The organism is Leminorella richardii (assembly GCF_900478135.1).
GTDB classification, from domain to species: Bacteria; Pseudomonadota; Gammaproteobacteria; order Enterobacterales; family Enterobacteriaceae; genus Leminorella; species Leminorella richardii.
The window spans coordinates 2891430-2908805 of the sequence record NZ_LS483470.1 but is presented as its reverse complement, the minus strand read 5'-3'; the positions used below and the strand labels follow the sequence as shown (position 1 = coordinate 2908805).

Here is a 17376-nt window from a genome sequence, read left to right as displayed (position 1 = left end):
TATAAATGAAAGAGGTTCATATGCTTTTAATTCTGCGCGCCCTGATAGTGATTCCGTTTTGTATACTGCTGTGCCTGCTGGGGTCGCTCTACTGCCTTTTCAGCCCTCGACATCCTCGTCACTCCTACACGTTTGGTCGTCTGTTTGGCAGACTTGCGCCGGTATTTGGCCTGAAAGTGGAAACACGCATTTATCCGGGAATAGAAAATATCGGCAACTGTGTCTATATCGCTAATCACCAAAATAACTATGACATGGTGACGACGGCGAAGGCGGTTCAGATGAGAACCGTGACTGTAGGTAAAAAGAGCCTGCTGTGGATCCCGTTTTTTGGGCCGTTTTACTGGCTGACGGGCAATATCCTGATTGACCGCAATAACAAGACCAAGTCCCGCGGCACTATCTACCAAGTTGTTGACCAGATGAAAAAGCGCGACATTTCAATCTGGATGTTCCCTGAAGGCACCCGCAGCCGCGGGCGCGGACTGCTGCCGTTTAAGACCGGTGCTTTTCACGCGGCGATCGCGGCAGGCGTGCCGGTGGTGCCTATTTGCGTGTCCAACACGGATAAGAAAATTGATTTAAACCGCTGGAATAACGGCCGAGTGATCGTAGAAATGCTGGCGCCGATTGATACCAGCAAGTATGACAAAGATCGGGTTCGCGAGCTTGCCCAGTACTGCCACGACGTTATGGCGGTGAAGATCGACGAACTCAACCAAGAAGTGGCCGAAATGGAAGCGCAGGACGCGAAGCGCGGTCACTGATTGCTGGATAATGCTCTGATAGAACGCTATAGCTAAAGGTCTGCTTTGATGGATGCTGAACTAAAAAAGAACTTTTTGCCGATGAGTCGCCGCCGCCTGCTACAGGCCGCGGGCGTGACGCTAGGCGTTGGCGTGCTGCCGACAGGTACGTCGCTGGCAGCTGTTCCTCAGCCGTCGCTGCCGGTTCCCCCTTTAATGGAGATCCGCCGGGGTCAGCCGCTGTATTTGTCCATGCAGCGCACTCACTGGCAGTTTGGATCCGAGACGAAAGCCCCCGTTTGGGGATTTAACGGCAGGTATCTTGGGCCTACGGTTCGCGTTCGCAACGGCGATGACGTCAAACTGGTTTACAGCAATCGACTGAGCGAGCCGGTTGCGGTGACCATCAGTGGGCTACAAACTCCGGGCGTTTTAGCGGGTAACGGTGCTCGGATGATGTCTCCAGGCGTTGACTGGTCACCCATTGTGCCTATTCGCCAAAAGGCGGCAACCTGCTGGTACCATGCGATTACCCCGAACAAAATGGCACCCCATATTTATAACGGCCTGGCGGGCATGTGGATCGTTGAAGACGACATCAGCCGAGGCCTAACGATCCCTAACCGCTACGGTGTGGACGACTTTCCCATTATTATTCAGGACAAGCGCCTCGACTCCTTCGGTCAGCCGGAATACACGCCAGCGGGAGATACTGGCTTTCTTGGCGATACGCTGCTGACTAATGGCGCGCAGGGGCCTTACGTTGAGGTTGGGCGCGGCTGGGTTCGCCTTCGCTTGCTGAACGCCTCTAACTCTCGCCGATATACTCTGTCTTTAAGTAACGGCAGCCCGTTTCATTTAGTCGCCAACGACGGTGGGCTGCTGCCTGCGCCGATTGCCGTAGCGCAGATTAACCTAGCGCCGGGCGAGCGCCGTGAAGTGCTGATAGACGTCTCTAAAGGGGATGAAGTGTCGATTACCGCCGGCGCTTCTGCTGGCGTTGTCGATCGCCTGCGCAGCTTCTTTGAGCCTTCGAGCTTGCTTAATTCCGCACTGGTGCTGACGCTACGCCCAACCGGCCTGATGGCGCTTTCCACCCAGCCTCTTCCTACTAGCCTGAAGGGTGTCGATCGCCTCGACGGCAGCATTGTTCGTTCCCGTGAGTTCGTTTTAGGGGACGCTATCCCCGGCATCAACGGCCCTCTCTGGGATCCGATGCGCATCGATACGGAGTCCTTACAGGGCACTTGGGAACGCTGGATTGTCAACGCCGAGATGGCGCAGCCTTTCCACGTGCAGGGTGCACAGTTCTTTGTCAGCGCAGTTAACGGCGCCGCGCCGCCGATTGAAGACAGCGGCTGGAAGGACACTGTCTGGGTCGATGGAAAAGTCGAACTTTTGGTTCGTTTTAGCCAGCCTTCTTCTGAACACTTCCCGTTCCTGTACTACAGCCACAATCTGGAAATGGCGGACCGGGGCAGCGTAGGGCAGCTGTGGGTGAAGGAGTCTGCCTGATAGATGCTGACCGACTAGATCAGGCAATATTTCTCCTAAACATCCTGTAGGCCAGACTGCCGGTGGTGATGGTTATCACCAGCAGCGGCCACAGACTGCCCCAGATAATAGAGAAATCCGCATCTTTAAGGTAAATCTGTTTAGTGATGTCGGTAAAGTGGCGAATAGGATTAATCCAGGTTAAATCCTGTAGCCACACCGGCATGTTTTCCACTGGGGAAACGTAGCCTGATAGCAGAATTGCGGGCATCATAAACACGAACACGCCGATAAACGCCTGCTGCTGAGTGGCGCAAAGAGACGAAATCAGCAGGCCAAAGCCTACCAGCGACAGGGTGTAAACCAGCATTGCACCGTAAAACAGCATTAGCGAGCCGGCAAAGGGGATCTGGTAAAAAAAGATGCCGATAGCCAGTACTATCGAAGCCTGAAAGATGGCGATAATCATTGCCGGTACCGCCTTACCGATAAAAATCTGCCAGGTTGCCAGCGGCGAAACCAGCAGCTGTTCCAGCGTCCCCTGTTCCCTCTCTCGCGCTACCGACAGCGACGTCACAATCAGCACGCCGATAGTCACAATCATGGCGATAAGCGATGGCACAACGAACCACTTATAGTCCAGATTCGGGTTATACCAGTTGCGGATAACCAGACCGCTTTGTCCTTGCCCTTGAACAGTCGGGGTTGGGGCAATTTCCTGCTGATACTGGCCGACGATTTGCTGCACGTAGTTGGCGGCGATCTGGGCGCTGTTCGAGCGCCTGCCGTCGAGAATAATCTGTAATGATGTCCCATCCCCTGCTGCCAGCCTGCGGGAAAAGTCAGTAGGGAAGCGCACCAGCAGTAGCGCCTTTTGCTGGTCAATCGTGGGGGCGATTTCCTGAGCGCCGTTAAGCAGCAGCACGTTGCTGAACGCCTTCGCCTTGGCAAAGCGCTGGGTCAGCTCAATGGAGGCTTTACCCGCGTCTTCACTGTAGACGGCAATAGTGGCGTTGGTGACTTCCAGAGTGGCGGCGAAGGGAAACAGGATCACCTGCATCAGCACCGGCATAATCAGGATAAAGCGCGTTTGCCTGTCGCGCAGTAGCGACTGTAGCTCTTTCAGGATCAGAGCCAATAGGCGATGCAGTGTGGTCAGCGTCGAGCTTTTCATTGTTTAGTCGAGCCTCCGCCTGGTTTTTATCGCCGTTAGCCCGATAAAGAAAATGGCCGACACTGCCATAAACAGCAGGTTAACGATCAGTATTGGCGCAATGTTCCCGGCCAGAAACAGCGTTTGTAGCGTGCTGACGAAGTAGCGGGCAGGGATCACGTAAGTGACCGCTTGCACCACCTTCGGCATGCTGTCGATTTCAAAGATAAAGCCTGACAGCATAATGGCCGGTAAAAATGCAGCGTTGAGCGCCACCATGGCCGCGTTGAACTGGTTTCGCGTCAGGGTTGAAATCAGCAGGCCCATGCCTAATGTACTGGCGAGAAACAGACTGCTCATTCCGAACAGCACCCACAGCGAGCCGCGGTACGGAACGTCCATAATAAAAACGGCGACGACTACGCACAGCGCCATAGCGGCAATGCCGAGAAAATAGTAAGGGATAAGCTTGGACAGCAGCAGCTCTGCGCGGGTGACCTGTGTCGAGAGCAGGGCCTCCATCGTGCCGCGTTCCCATTCGCGAGCAATCACTAACGAGGTCAGAATTGCGCCGATCACCGTCATAATAATGGTAATTGCACCGGGAATAATAAAGTTTCTGCTAATAGCCGAAGGGTTAAACCAGTAGCGCAGCTGAACGTCTATTAGACTGGACGGAGGGCTTTGGGCGCTGTCCTGTAGCTGATTTCGCTGCCAGATTTGCCACACACCCTCGGCATATCCCTGCGCGAAGTTGGCGGTATTGGGTTCGCTGCCGTCGGTAATCACTTGAACCTGTGTATTGCTCTGGCCGCTAAGCTGGCGTTGAGAAAAATCAACGGGAATCACGATAAGCCCGCGGATTTCACCCGCCTGTAGTTTGTGGATCAGCCTGCCTTTGTCAGTATCGATAGTTGGAGCGATGTAAGGGGAACCTACAAACGCGTCTACTAAATGGCGTGCTTCCGGCGTCTGCTGTTCCATCAGAATGCCTATTTTTAGCCTGCTGGAATCAAGGTTAATGCCGTAGCCGAAAATAAACAGCAGCATCAGAGGAATAACAAAGGCAATAAGCCCGCTGCTGGGATCGCGCAGGATTTGGTAAGTCTCTTTTTGACACAGTGCCAGTAGTCTGCGTGGAGAAAATGACATGTATAGAGGATTAGCCACGCGTAGCCTCCTCGTCGTCATAGCCGAGCACCAGAGAGATAAACGCCTGCTCCATCGTGGGGTTCGGCGACTCATCGCTTGCCGCCTGCTGCTTGAGCTCATCTGGAGAGCCCGCTGCTATAATCTTGCCTCGGTATACTAGCCCGATGCGGTCGCAGTATTCCGCTTCATCCATAAAGTGAGTGGTTACCATCACGGTAACGCCTTTTTCCACCATGCCGTTAATATGCAGCCAGAATTCTCGACGGGTCAGAGGGTCGACGCCGGAAGTGGGTTCATCAAGAAACAGGATGTCCGGCTCGTGCATCAGGGCGCAGGAAAGCGCCAGCCGCTGCTTGAAGCCGAGAGGGAGGGCATTGGGCTCCTGATTCAGGATTGGCGTAAAGCTGAAGGCTTCAATCATGTCGTCCATCTTTTTACGCTGAGGCTTGCCGTAAAGGCCGTAGGCGCCGGAGAAGAACTTCAGGTTCTGTTCAACCGTCAGGTTGCCATAGAGGGAGAATTTCTGCGCCATGTAGCCCAGCCGTTGGCGCGCTTTTCCCGAGCTGGTTTTCAGATCGAGATCCAGCACCAGCGCTTTGCCCGCTGTGGGCGTCAGCAGTCCGCACATCATTTTAAAGGTGGTGGACTTACCGGCGCCGTTTGGGCCAAGAAGGCCAAAGATTTCACCACGTTTAACCTGAAAGCTGACGTTGTCAGTAGCGGCAAAACTGCCGAATTTTTTCGTCAAAGATATTGCTTCTATAACGACATCTTCCGGCTTTCCCTCGACCCGCTCCATGATCCGGCTGAGTGCTGACTCGCTGGCGGGATTACCGCCAAGCAGGTCGATAAACGCGTCCTCAAAGCGCGGCTCTGCCTCAACAACCTGCGCTGAAGGCTGCTGTAGTATCTCAGGGAGGCGAGAGTGGTCTTCCCCTTTGCGTAGAATAAGGCGAACGGATTTCCCCTGAATCACGCCGTCAGTCACCTGTGGCAGAGTCAGCGCTTTTTGCAGCAGTCTGCGGTTGGTGCCCTGCGTGGCGGCAATAAGCACGCTGCGCCCCGCCATTCTCTGGGTTAACTCGCCGGGCGGCCCGTTAAAGATAAGCCGGCCTTCGTTCATCAACAGCACGCTGCGACACTGTTCGGCTTCATCGAGATAGGAGGTGCTCCAGAGGATAAGCATGCCCTCACTGGCGAGGGTATGTACCATTTTCCATAGCTCACGCCGAGAGATAGGATCGACGCCAACGCCGGGCTCGTCGAGCAGAAGAACTTTTGGCTGGCCGAGAAGCGTGCAGGCCAGCCCCAGCTTTTGCTTCATTCCCCCGGATAGCTTGCCCGCCGGACGGTCTGTAAACCGCGCCAGATCGGTAAAGGACAGCAGCTTTTCAAACGTGGTTCGTCGCTCTTCTCCCTCGACGCCGCGTAGTGAGGCATAGAGCGTGAGGTTTTCCATCACCGTTAAGTCTTCATACAGCCCGAACTTTTGCGGCATGTAGCCCAATACGGCGCGCAGCGCTTTGTCATCCTTAATGGGGTCGAGGCCTACTACGCGAAGGGAGCCTTCATCCGGCGTAAGCAGGCCGGCAAGCATACGTATAAGCGTTGTTTTCCCTGCGCCGTCTGGGCCGACTAGCCCCATGACGGCACCGCTCTCTATACGGGTCGTCAGACTAGCGATCGCGGGTTGAGACATACCGGGAAAGCGTTTTTCAACGCCAACAAGCTCAATGTAGTGCTCCCGTTCGATTGCGCTGTCCGTCACGAGAAAGCCTTAGCGGGAAGGAAACCGCAGAGTGACCGGCATTCCCTGACGCAGTCCGTCGTCGGGATCGGTAACGATGATCCTCAGGCGATAGACCAGATCGGTACGCAGCTCTGGCGTTTCAACGCTTTTGGGCGTGAATTCCGCATTGGGCGAGACAAAGCCAATCGTGCCGCGATACGGCTTATCTGGGCGAGCGTCGGTATAGATGCTGATTTCAGTGCCGGGAACCGCCTTGGCTAAATTGACTTCACTGACATAGGCTCTGATCCAAACCGGCTGGGTTAGTGAAACGCTGAAAACGGGAGTGCTCGCGGCAATCATGCTGCCGGGTTCAATGGCGCGCGTTAGAATGGTCCCGGCTGAAGGGGCAACCAGCACGGTATCAGACAGATCGAGCTGCGCTTTTTCCAGCGCGGCCTTTGCTTGCTCATAGTTAGCGCTGGCTTCTGCAATTTCCTGAGGACGATTTCCTGTTTCAAACTGGATCAGCTTTTCTTTGGCTGACTGAAGCGTTGCGTAAGCCTGCTCTCGGGCGCTGCGCGCGTCGTCCAGCGCGTTAGCGGAAATAGAGCGGCTTTGCCAGAGACCCTGCTGGCGACGGTAGAAGCTTTCTGCGTACTGATAGCTAGACTGACTCTGGGCAACGGCGGCCTTGGCCTGAGCAATTTCTTCTGCACGATAGCCTTCCTGCATCAGTGCTAGCCTGGCTTTCAGCGCCTCTGCGTTAGCTTTAGCCTGAGCAACGGCAATGCGGTAAGGGGCGTCATCCAGCCTTCCCAGCACGTCACCCACGTTGACGCTATCTCCCTCATCAACGCGAAGTTCGGCAAGCCGCCCGCCGACGCGGAAGTTGAGGTTAACGGTTCGAATGTCTACGTTGCCGTAGAGTGTGAGAGACTGGCGATTGCCATCGACGTAGTACTGCCAGCCGAGATAGGCGCCCGCCGCGCACACGATGACCGCGAGCAGAAGGAAAAAGGGTTTTTTCTTCATAGACTATCGTTCCCCATTGCGGTAACCACATGTGTTGACAGTAGCATAAACCTACAGGCGGAACGTATTGATTTTTTTGTCAACGCTGGCATAGCAGGCACTGAAAAGGCGGGGTGCTGTCCAACGCGTTTTAGCGGCTCTGTGTGAATCAGAGCCGCCTGCTTTTGAACGCTAGCGATAGTCCGCAGAGACGACGGAGTATTTACCGCTCCCTAACAGCATGATAATCAGTGCGCCGACAATGAAGAACACCTCCGTTTCCAGGCCCCAAGCGCCGACTTTTGTCAGGGTAAAAAACTTGCTGGAAGCTCCCACCATTAAAATGGCTACGATCATATTGACGGCCATGACCAGCGCCGCAGGACGAGTGAGTATGCCCAAAATAATCAGGACAGGAGCGATGATTTCACCAATATAGGCACCGTAGGCGATGAAATAGGGAAAACCCATGCTGACCAGCGAGTCGCCTATCCAGCCGACGCCGTTTTGCGCTTTAGCAATGCCGTGAAACAGCATCAGCCCTGCAACCATGAGCCGCAACAGCAGCTTTCCGCCGTCTTGGTGATCTGTTAATTGAGTAAAAAACCGATTAAGCCTGGTAACCATAGCGTTTTCCTTTTGTCATGGCGCGCAAGTCTAAAAGAGGCCGCTTTTTCCGCGCCGATTATCGTAACTGTCAATAAATATAGCAGAATTCTGGTATCCCACCGGAATGCACAGGGGCATAGAGTGCGCCACTTTAACGTCAGGGATAAGAAGTTAAAAGAGTTTATTTACGATAAGAAATAAGTATTTTCACCTTGACGCCTAATTGGAATAAAAAATTATTTTAGATCGTGTTTTTGGATTTTTAGATCGATGTTAGGCGAATAATTCCAATAGTGCGAGAGTATTTATTTGATGTTATTGTCTGTATTCAGCGGGTTATACACAGTCGCTAGAATAATAGCGCATAAACATGTCGTTATTGTCATTTTTTTATCTGAATTTAACTAAAGGGTAGATTTTTATCCTTCAATTCTATTTTCATTATTGGTAATTATGACAGTTTCGCCGATGGCAATATCGGATTATGCTATAGGAATAAAAAGGCATAGAGGGAAGCAATGGGACGGTGTAATGATAAAGCCTTTAAAAAGGGATAAGAGTATTCGTTCATTTTTGGAAAAGCGGTTGCCTCATTTTGGTTTGAGTGGGTACTGCTATTTTTTGTTTTCAAAATACAGCGGAAAAGCAACGGCTGTTATTTCTAACTACCCGCGAGAGTGGATGGACGAGTATATTGAATCAGAATATTACCTTACTGACCCAGTTATTCTGCACGCAAAGCAAACGATAGTTCCCTTTTCCTGGCGAGAGCTTGAATTGAAAAAGCGGGACTCCCCGTTTGACGGGCTGTCAGAACTGCGGCAGCGACATCGTTTGTTTGACGGTTTTACGTTTACTGTTCACGATGCAAGTAATCGAATAGCGTTACTGAGCTTTTATAATAACGCCGGAAATCAGAATTTTTACGAAAATATTAAAAATTACCAGGCTGAGTTACAGCTTCTGCTTATTAATACTCATGATAAAGTCATTCGCTATATAAATGATGAAGAGATTGAGGGGAGAGATGATGTTCTATTATCGCCTCGCGAGCTGGAAATATTAAAGTGGGTTTGTTTGGGAAAAACCTATATTGAGTCAGCGATTATTCTCGGTATTCGTGAGAGAACCATTAAGTTTCACATGAAGAATATCGTTAATAAGCTGAACGTCTCTAATGCAAAACACGCGATCAAGAAGGCGATAGAGCTAAACCTGTTTAATTAGATAATGGGGTTCTCTTGAGCGTCAAAAGCCTCGATCTTATCAAGTAATTTTCATTGAAAAAATAATGTAATATTCTGTTTTTAAATTAATTATTCCCATTTTTTAGATAAAGCCTGCTACGCCCCATTCTTTTTTTCGGTCAAGATGGGGCGTAAAGAGAGCTTTGCTTACAGCATTTTGCGAATGACGTAGTGCAAGATGCCGCCGTTTTGGTAATAGGTCAGCTCATTTCCGGTATCGATACGACAGCGCGTTTCTATTTCTATATGCTCACCGCTGGCGCGGGTAAACGTCACAGGTACAGTCTGTCCGGGCGTTAGCGCATTCAATTGAGTGACAGTAATCGTTTCATCACCGCGCAGCATTAGCGTGCTTCGGCTGACGCCGTGGGGAAATTCCAGCGGGAGAATACCCATACCGATGAGGTTAGAGCGGTGAATGCGCTCAAAAGATTCAGCAATAACAACGCGAACGCCAAGCAGCATAGGGCCTTTAGCCGCCCAGTCTCGACTTGAACCTGAACCGTACTCTTTGCCGACTACCGCAGCGAGAGGGACTCCCTCTTGCTGATAGCGCATCGCAGCGTCATAAATGGGCAAGACCTCCTGCGAAGGGATATGCCGAGTAAAGCCGCCTTCAATGCCTGGCACCATTTCATTGCGAATGCGGACGTTGGCGAAGGTGCCTCGCATCATAACTTCATGGTTGCCGCGCCTTGAGCCGTAAGAGTTAAAGTCCTGCCGGCTTATGCCGCGCTCGCTGAGATAGCGTCCGGCAGGGCTATCAGCCTTGATGCTGCCAGCGGGAGATATGTGGTCGGTGGTGACGGAGTCCCCTAAGAGAACCAAGATCCGCGCGCTGTGAATGTCTTCGACCGCGTCGGGGCTTTTCGCATCGTTGTAAAAAAGGGCGGTTGGCGGATATAGGTGGAGTCCTGCTGCCATCCGTAGGTTAGCGATGACTCAACGGCAATGCTTTGCCACTCGCTGTCACCGCTAAACACTTCGGCATATTCTTTAAGATACATTCCGGCGTTGACCCCCTCTACAGCCTGAGCAATTTCCTGAGTTGACGGCCAGATATCGCGCAGATAAACGGCGTTGCCGTTTTTATCGTGGCCTAGGGGATCTTGCGTCAGATCCACGCTCATGTTACCGGCCAGTGCGTAGGCGACTACCAGCGGCGGTGAGGCGAGCCAGTTTGTTTTGATCAGCGGATGGATCCGTCCTTCGAAATTTCGGTTACCGGACAGTACCGCGCCTACCGTCAGGTCTCCCTGCCGAATTGCCTCTTCGATTTGCGGCAGCAGTGGCCCAGAGTTACCAATACAGGTGGTACAGCCGTAGCCGACCAGATTAAACCCAAGGCGCTCGAGGTAGGGGGTCAGGCCTGCGGCATTGAGATAGTCCGTTACGACCTTTGAACCGGGAGCCAGAGAGGTTTTCACCCAGGGTTGGCGTACAAGCCCTTTTTCTACCGCCTTTTTCGCTAGCAGTCCGGCTGCCAGCATTACGCCGGGGTTCGACGTGTTGGTGCAGGAAGTAATGGCAGCAATGGCTACTGCGCCCTGATGCAGTGGATAGGTTTCCCCTTCTATGGTGACAGGAATTTGTTCCTGACGTGCGGCGTGTGAGGTAAGGTCAAGCGCCTGATAGTCAGCAAACGCCTGATGGACTTTCGCCAGCAGCACGCGATCCTGTGGCCGTTTTGGGCCTGCTAGGCTGGTTTCTACGCTGGATAAGTCGAGAGATAGCGTGCTGGTGAATACCGGTTCATCACCGGGATTGCGCCACAGGCCCTGCGCTTTACTGTAGGCTTCTACCAGCGCAATCTGCTGTTCATCCCGACCGGTAAGACGCATGTAGCGTAGCGTTTCCTCATCGACGGGGAAAAAACCGCAGGTGGCGCCAAACTCTGGCGACATGTTACCGATAGTGGCTCGGTCAGCCAGCGGTAGCTGAGCTAGCCCGTCACCGTAAAACTCAACAAACTTGCCGACAACGCCGTGCTTACGCAGCATTTGCGTCACGGTTAGCACCAAATCGGTTGCGGTAATGCCTTCGCGGAGTTTGCCCGTAAGCTTAACGCCTACTACGTCGGGTATCAGCATAGAGACTGGCTGGCCAAGCATAGCGGCCTCGGCTTCAATACCGCCCACGCCCCAGCCGAGAATGCCCAGACCGTTGATCATGGTGGTGTGGGAATCAGTGCCGACCAGCGTATCTGGGTAGACCCAAACTTTGCCGTTTTTTGTCTCCTGCCAAACGGTCTGCCCTAAATATTCCAGATTGACCTGATGGCAGATACCGGTTCCCGGCGGCACGACTCGAAAGCGGCTAAAGGCGTTTTGCCCCCAGCGCAGAAAGGCATAGCGTTCACGGTTGCGCTGCATTTCCAGCTCTACGTTAGTGGAAAAAGCTGATGCGTTTGCATAGTCGTCCACAGTGACGGAGTGGTCGATGACCAGATCAACAGGAGAAAGCGGGTTTACGCTGGAAGGATCGCCACCCAGACGCAGCACTGCCTCGCGCATGGCGGCTAAATCGACAATGGCCGGTACTCCCGTGAAGTCCTGCATTAGCACGCGGGCTGGACGATAGGCGATTTCACGATCGGCATGGCCGTGCTGTAGCCACTGTGCGATAGCCTTTAAGTCGGCGTCTTTGACCGTGTCATTGTCTAAAAAGCGAAGTAGGTTTTCTAGCAAGATCTTTAACGACTTAGGCAGTCGCTGAACGTCTCCCAGCGTGGTGGTAGCCTTTGGCAGGCTAGAGTAGCTAAAGGTTTGCCCGTTGACTGTGAGAACATCTTCATACTTTTGGCGTAAATCGACTGACATGATTCCTCCAAGATTTGCTGAGTGCGCTGACGGGGTCAGCGGCAGAATATATAAGCGTCTGACTCTGTTATTAAAGATATCATAAAAAATAAATAACATATTTTTAACATTTTTATTTTGTGAAAAAGAGCGCATAAACGCAGGGGATATAGGGCGTAAGAAAAGAGGCAGCCCTGCTAATAGTGGGTTAGCAGGCTAAATAAGGCTTTTTCTATAACTGCAATTGCTGCTACATGGGATAAAGGAAAGATCGGTGGGATCCTATATCCCACGCTTGTTTTTCTCTCAAAATCGACTACACAGGGAGAGTTAGCATTTTAAGCTAAAAACATTAGTTATCATTGAGCTTTCTGCTGATTGTCAGCGTATCTATAAGATAGTTGTTTTTTGTTACATCTTGCAGCTTTCAATTTAGTCGGGCATCATTGAGGATCTGACCGCGAAGAATCTGAATTATTTTAAAACCTGCAGGAGTAGTATGACTTCACTCGTTTTTAAAATAATAGGATCGGCAGTGCTCATTTTGAGCATGGGATTATCGAGCGCCTGGGCATCAACAGGCACGATGAGCCATCAAGAGTATTCTCTCAATGATAAGCTGGAAAGCCTACCCGACTTGAGAAAATACCCTTCGGGCACTCAACGGAAGAAGGCCTTTTTAAACGCCGTAGTTCCTATTATAGACAAACAAAACGCACTCATTCGTCAGGATCGAGAATGGCTGCTAAGAAAGCGTCTGTCGCAGACATGGAGCGTGAAAGATATCGCTCGTTTGCAGCAGATTTGTTCAAACTATCGTATGCAGTGTGTCTCCGATCCCAAGAAGGTGAGATGGGGTGAACTGCTGAAGCGCGTTGATACGCTGCCGACTCACCTCGTGGTGGCGCAGGCAGCAGCAGAGTCCGGTTGGGGTACATCCAAACTGGCTCAGGTTAACAATAATCTATTTGGTATGCGCTGCGGCAGTAAAAGCTGCGGTGACACAGGCAGCGTTAAGGGGTACTCCTCTTACGGCTCAGTGGATGATTCGGTGCGTGCCTATATGCTGAATATGAACAGTCACGGTGCCTACAACAAGCTGCGTGAGTCTCGGGCTGAGCTGAGAAACCAGGGGGATACGGTAACTGCCGATCACTTGGTCAATAAGCTGGGCCGCTACTCTGAACGAGGGGCGTCCTACAGTCGGTTCCTTCAGCGGGTGTTAGACAACAACGAACATCTGATTATTCAGGCGCAGAACGACGTTGATACTGCAGCCCTCCGGGATGAATCCTGACGGGTAGCGAATAAAAAAGCCGGTAAGTTTTTTACCGGCTTTTTTGTGCCTGTCGTTAGCGGCCAAGAAGATCCATCAGTTGTTCAAACAGCCCGTCAGCGCTTCTCTTATAGCCGTTTTGCGACAGGTGTACTCCGTCGGGGCGGGCATCTCCAGCGTCAGCCCAGCGCGTCACGGCGCATTCGCCGCCCATGAAGGCTCGCCAGTCCCAAAACAGTGCGCGCTGTGACTGCGCCGCCGCTTTTTGGGCTTCAATCACGCCGCTAAGGCGTGTCGGCTGCATGTCTTGACAGCTTTCACCTTTACGGTTTTTGATGCTGTCAGAAGGGCCAACCAGTAAAACGGCTGCGTTGGGTAGCGCCTGACGTATAGTCGAAATTTTCTGTTCTAGCTGCGACTGGTACTGAGCGAGATCCAGCGTGTCGTTGAACGCTTCGTTAGTGCCGTAGGCCAAAATAACCATATCAGGCTTTAGTTCGACCAGAGTGTCTATCCACTGCGGCTGCCACTTGTCGACCATGGTCAACGTCGCGCCGTTAATACCAAGAGGCGTTAGCATTACGCCAGGCTGTGGTGCCTGAATGAGCCAACCGCCCAGCGCCAGATTTCCCTGACGAGATGCAGCGATTTCCGTTGGGAACGTCAGCTGTGTGGTTGGGGAAAATGTCCACTGCCCGTGAGTGTCGGTAAGAGAAAGAGTGCGGCCGCCAAAGGCAAGGCTCGTATCACCGCTGGCGCGGTACAGTGCGCTGACCAGATAGGGAGAGGTATCTTTGCTATAGAGTCGCAGGGTTACGTGCGCCTGTTCGGCATCTGGGCTGGCAATCAGGCCTCCGATGGGGAAGTCTCCCCGCGCGTCTTTTCGGCTGGTATAGAGCTGCCAGGCCTTTTTCTCTTGATTGAAGCCGACTAAACCGTGGCGCTGGCCGGGAACCGCCAGAGGACTAACAAAGCCGGGGCCGCCGTCGCCGAAGCGCTGCTGTAGCCGAGCCCGAAGCTGACCGCTAAAGAAGTCAGCGGCCGTATGGGAATCCCCTAACTGAACGATATGAACGCTCTGACTGCGGGCGTTAGTTAGCCGATTGGCAAGATTCGCTATGCGTTTTTCACCGTAGTTGGTCAACTGCCCGTAGTGGATGCCGTCGGTTTTCTTTTTCGTCTGGGTGTCTCCCTCTTGCGTTGTATGGCAAGAAACCAGAGAAAGCGCGCAGAGCAGGCTGGCGGCGGGCAAAAGTATCTTTAATTGTCGTGCATTCATTACGTTTTCTTCATCAGTTAGGCGTTGGTTCCAAGCTGGGTGGTGCAGCAACGCTGATTACAGAGAGTATACGCTGTGCGATCATTCTCTGCCCTGTTGGGGTGAAGTGAGTGCCATCATCGGTTCTGAGCTTTATTTTTTTATCGCCATCTTCCAGATAGTCTGAATAGTCGACACCCTGATAGCCAAAGATCTCGTTGGCTGAAATATACATCTGCTGGGCGGCGGTAACCTCGGAATGGTAGAGCATATTTAGATAGTTTATCCCATCTGACAGCGCAGGTTTACGCATATTTGGCGGACCTACCCAGATCACGTGGCTGTGGTGGCGCTGTGCGCTTTCCAGTATAGCGGCAATGCGGGTGCGATAGAGCGTTTCCCATTCTGGGCTTTTGAACTTCAGGAAACGGGCATTCTTGGCCGGCGGCATATCCCATGGGTCGTTGGGGCCAAGGAAAACCACTAGCAGCTCAACGTTGCCTTCCTTTTCCAGCGTTTCTTCAATAGTTTTGGGCCAGTTAAAGAAGCCGGGGTAGGCAAGGCCGGTACTCTGTTTACTGAGATTGATGCTTTTGATGCCAAACTCTTTGGACAACGTTTTCATCATGTGTGGTGCCACACCCTGCATCATGGAGTCGCCGGCGAACAGCACTTTCCCCTGAGAGGTCAGAACGATAGTGGCTTCCGGATGTGCAGGTGTTTTGTCGGCTGTTGAACGCTCCGGAACAGGGGCGCTTTCACTGGTATGGGGATGCGCCAGACGGCGTACACCCTGCCAGTTTAGGGACGGCGGCATCAAAGTAGACATATCTAATGCCGGAATAAATTCCACGGAGGCCTCTTTCTCAGCGTTCAGCGAGGCGACGAAAGCCTCTTTGCCTGCCTCTAGTGCAGGGACAAAACGGCCACCTGCCAACCACAGCGGATTGTCCACGTTGGCCCACGGGCTCTGTTGGTGAAACTGCTGCTGCCAGTAGAGCGATAGCGAGCGCTGGTTTAGCCACACGAGTCCAAGGGCTGTGAGCAGTAGAATGTAGAGAACTTGATAAACCCTCAGCAGCGTTGGGCTGCTGCTGTTAGAAGTTGGCATAGATAAATCCCGGAATTCCAGCAGGGGCAAAAATAAAAATCAGCGTTAAGAAGACCACCAGCGGTACAGGATAGGTGTACCAAGGGAGCGCGTTCGCGGCATTCGACAGTGCCGTTCTAAAGCGAGCCCACAGGGGGTAAAGAGTATAAAACAGTAAAAACAGCCAGACAGTGCCAGCCCCAGCGCCATACACAAAGGCGGAGAGAGACAGGTTAGACAGGTTGTGCAGAACAGCTACTGCGGTATCCAGATCGTTCGCTCTGAAGAAAATCCAGGCGAAGCAGACGTAGTGAAACGTCAGCAGGCGCGCAAAAAAGCGGACGGCGGGGCCAGACGGAAGTGCTGAAAACAGCTTTAGCTCTTTCGCGCCGTTGAGAATCACTAGACCAAGGCCGTGCAGCGCGCCCCAAATAATAAAGTTAACACCCGCGCCGTGCCAGATGCCGGAAAGTACCATTGCCGCCATCAGGTTGGCATTTTTGCGCAGAAAGCCGTGGCGGTTGCCCCCCAGTGGGATATAGACATAGTCCCGAATAAAGGTCGACAGACTGATATGCCAGCGCTTCCAAAACTCTTGCAGGTTGAGGGACAGATACGGGGCGTCAAAGTTTTTTGGCACGTAGAAGCCAAGCAGCAGCGCCATACCGGTCACTAGGTTGGTATAGCCTGAAAAATTGAAGTAGATCTGCCACGCGTAGGCATAGACCGCTGTCAGCGTTTGCAGCGGTGAGTAGCTGTCCGGCGTCTCAAAGACTGCATTAACGTAGTTTTCCGCCAGAAAGGCGCTGCATAAGAACAGCTTAGCGATAGCTAAAGCAATCAGGGCAATGGCGCGTTTGAAAAAGCGCAGTTCACGCAAATATGGCGGCCTAATCTGCGGTAAAAATACCGTCGCGCGGTTGATTGGGCCTGCAACAACGCTTGGAAAAAAGCTGAGATAGAGCAGAAGATCGAACAGTGGCGCAGGGGCGATCTCTTTTCTCGCGACAGACACAACGTAGCTGACGGAGTGAAACGCGTAGAAGGAAAGCCCTAGGGGAACCAGAATATCCAGTGTGGGAAGACTGCCTGCCAGTCCGATTTGATTCAGGCTTAGCTGCAGGCTTTCTCGAAAAAACGGATAGTATTTGAAAACGACAAAGAAAGCGCACACCAAGAGCGCTAACAGCAGATAGCCGGTTTTCTTGCTTTCTGTTCGGTAGGCAAACCGAGCCAGGCCGTAAATCAGCAGGCTGTAGACCAGCAGAACGCCAGCGGAACCCAGAGAAAATGAGCCAATGATGATGTAGCTAGCAACGAGAAGTAGGCCGTTTTGTATTAATACTGAAGGGCGAAAAGACCAGTACAGTAAAAAAAGCAGCAAAAAGCAGTAAAAAAAATCCAATGAAAAAAAGTTCATTCTCCGGTCCAAAGATAGCGATCTTCACCCTCCAAGGGTTTGTATAATTTATTCTAATGTAGGGGCTGTAGGCAATGTGATTTGGTGCTATTCACGCATTTGTCCGTATTAGGAACCGTGGTTTTAACTGGTGAAGTGGTAAATCGTGAGCAGTGTCATAATACCCTGATGGGAAGGAAGAAATGCCTCATGGAGGCGCTTTTTTATTTTTAATGCATTGAATTATTAATGTATTTAAATTTCACCTACCAAATAAGAGAAATTTAATTTGTACATAAATACAAAAAATAGCGGCTTTGGTTACATTCTATTTGTTCGTTTCGCTGAGATATTTCTGTATAAATTCTCTAATAATTGATTGGATTTTAGCCAATTCACTTGTGGGAACGC

12 protein-coding genes and 1 pseudogene are annotated in these 17376 nt (G+C 52.0%); 4 read left to right on the top strand and 9 right to left on the bottom strand.

Annotated features, from left to right (window positions below; translation table 11 throughout):
- Positions 1-20: 20 nt before the first annotated feature.
- A complete protein-coding gene (locus tag DQM29_RS13365) occupies positions 21-767 on the top strand; it encodes a 1-acylglycerol-3-phosphate O-acyltransferase (RefSeq protein WP_111741145.1) in 747 nt (248 codons plus the stop codon).
- Positions 768-842: 75 nt separating this feature from the next.
- The gene (gene ftsP / locus DQM29_RS13360; RefSeq protein WP_111742098.1) at positions 843-2261 is read left to right on the top strand and encodes a cell division protein FtsP; all 1419 of its coding nucleotides are present in this window, start codon (positions 843-845) and stop codon (positions 2259-2261) included.
- A gap of 19 nt (positions 2262-2280) precedes the next feature.
- Here the strand turns inward: ftsP and DQM29_RS13355 are convergent, their stop codons facing one another.
- The 5 genes from DQM29_RS13355 to DQM29_RS13335 all read right to left on the bottom strand — a co-directional run bounded on the left by DQM29_RS13355 (position 2281) and on the right by DQM29_RS13335 (position 7915).
- A complete protein-coding gene (locus tag DQM29_RS13355) occupies positions 2281-3414 on the bottom strand; it encodes an ABC transporter permease (RefSeq protein ID WP_111741144.1) in 1134 nt (377 codons plus the stop codon).
- A 3-nt stretch (positions 3415-3417) separates the two neighbouring features.
- Positions 3418-4545, bottom strand: a complete 1128-nt coding sequence (locus tag DQM29_RS13350; RefSeq protein WP_415270888.1) for an ABC transporter permease — start codon at positions 4543-4545, stop codon at positions 3418-3420.
- Between the two features lie 10 nt (positions 4546-4555).
- Positions 4556-6244 carry an ATP-binding cassette domain-containing protein gene (locus DQM29_RS13345; protein ID WP_111742097.1) on the bottom strand — a complete coding sequence of 563 codons (1689 nt, stop codon included), beginning with the start codon at positions 6242-6244 and terminating at the stop codon, positions 4556-4558.
- Between the two features lie 78 nt (positions 6245-6322).
- Positions 6323-7309: a secretion protein HlyD gene (hlyD, locus tag DQM29_RS13340; RefSeq protein ID WP_111741142.1), complete on the bottom strand. Its 987-nt coding sequence runs from the start codon at positions 7307-7309 to the stop codon at positions 6323-6325.
- Between the two features lie 171 nt (positions 7310-7480).
- Positions 7481-7915 carry a DoxX family protein gene (locus tag DQM29_RS13335; protein WP_111741141.1) on the bottom strand — a complete coding sequence of 145 codons (435 nt, stop codon included), beginning with the start codon at positions 7913-7915 and terminating at the stop codon, positions 7481-7483.
- Positions 7916-8428: 513 nt separating this feature from the next.
- Between DQM29_RS13335 and DQM29_RS13330 the strand changes: the two genes are divergently transcribed.
- The gene (locus DQM29_RS13330; RefSeq protein ID WP_170126533.1) at positions 8429-9124 is read left to right on the top strand and encodes a helix-turn-helix transcriptional regulator; all 696 of its coding nucleotides are present in this window, start codon (positions 8429-8431) and stop codon (positions 9122-9124) included.
- Between the two features lie 167 nt (positions 9125-9291).
- Here the strand turns inward: DQM29_RS13330 and acnA are convergent.
- Positions 9292-11963, bottom strand: a pseudogene (gene acnA / locus DQM29_RS13325) (aconitate hydratase AcnA).
- A 478-nt stretch (positions 11964-12441) separates the two neighbouring features.
- Between acnA and DQM29_RS13320 the strand changes: the two are divergent.
- Positions 12442-13239, top strand: coding sequence for a protein bax (locus tag DQM29_RS13320; protein WP_111741139.1), 798 nt, complete (start codon positions 12442-12444; stop codon positions 13237-13239).
- A gap of 55 nt (positions 13240-13294) precedes the next feature.
- Here DQM29_RS13320 and DQM29_RS13315 read toward each other — a convergent pair whose 3' ends face one another.
- The 3 genes from DQM29_RS13315 to DQM29_RS13305 are packed head-to-tail and all read right to left on the bottom strand — an operon-like array spanning position 13295 to position 16986.
- Positions 13295-14497, bottom strand: a complete 1203-nt coding sequence (locus tag DQM29_RS13315; RefSeq protein WP_111741138.1) for an SGNH/GDSL hydrolase family protein — start codon at positions 14495-14497, stop codon at positions 13295-13297.
- 13 nt (positions 14498-14510) lie between these two features.
- On the bottom strand, positions 14511-15587 hold the full coding sequence (locus DQM29_RS13310; protein WP_111741137.1) for an SGNH/GDSL hydrolase family protein: 1077 nt from the start codon (positions 15585-15587) through the stop codon (positions 14511-14513).
- Positions 15574-16986, bottom strand: a complete 1413-nt coding sequence (locus tag DQM29_RS13305) for an MBOAT family O-acyltransferase (RefSeq protein ID WP_111741136.1) — start codon at positions 16984-16986, stop codon at positions 15574-15576. The genes DQM29_RS13310 and DQM29_RS13305 overlap by 14 nt, the downstream gene beginning before the upstream one ends.
- Positions 16987-17376 lie beyond the last annotated feature (390 nt).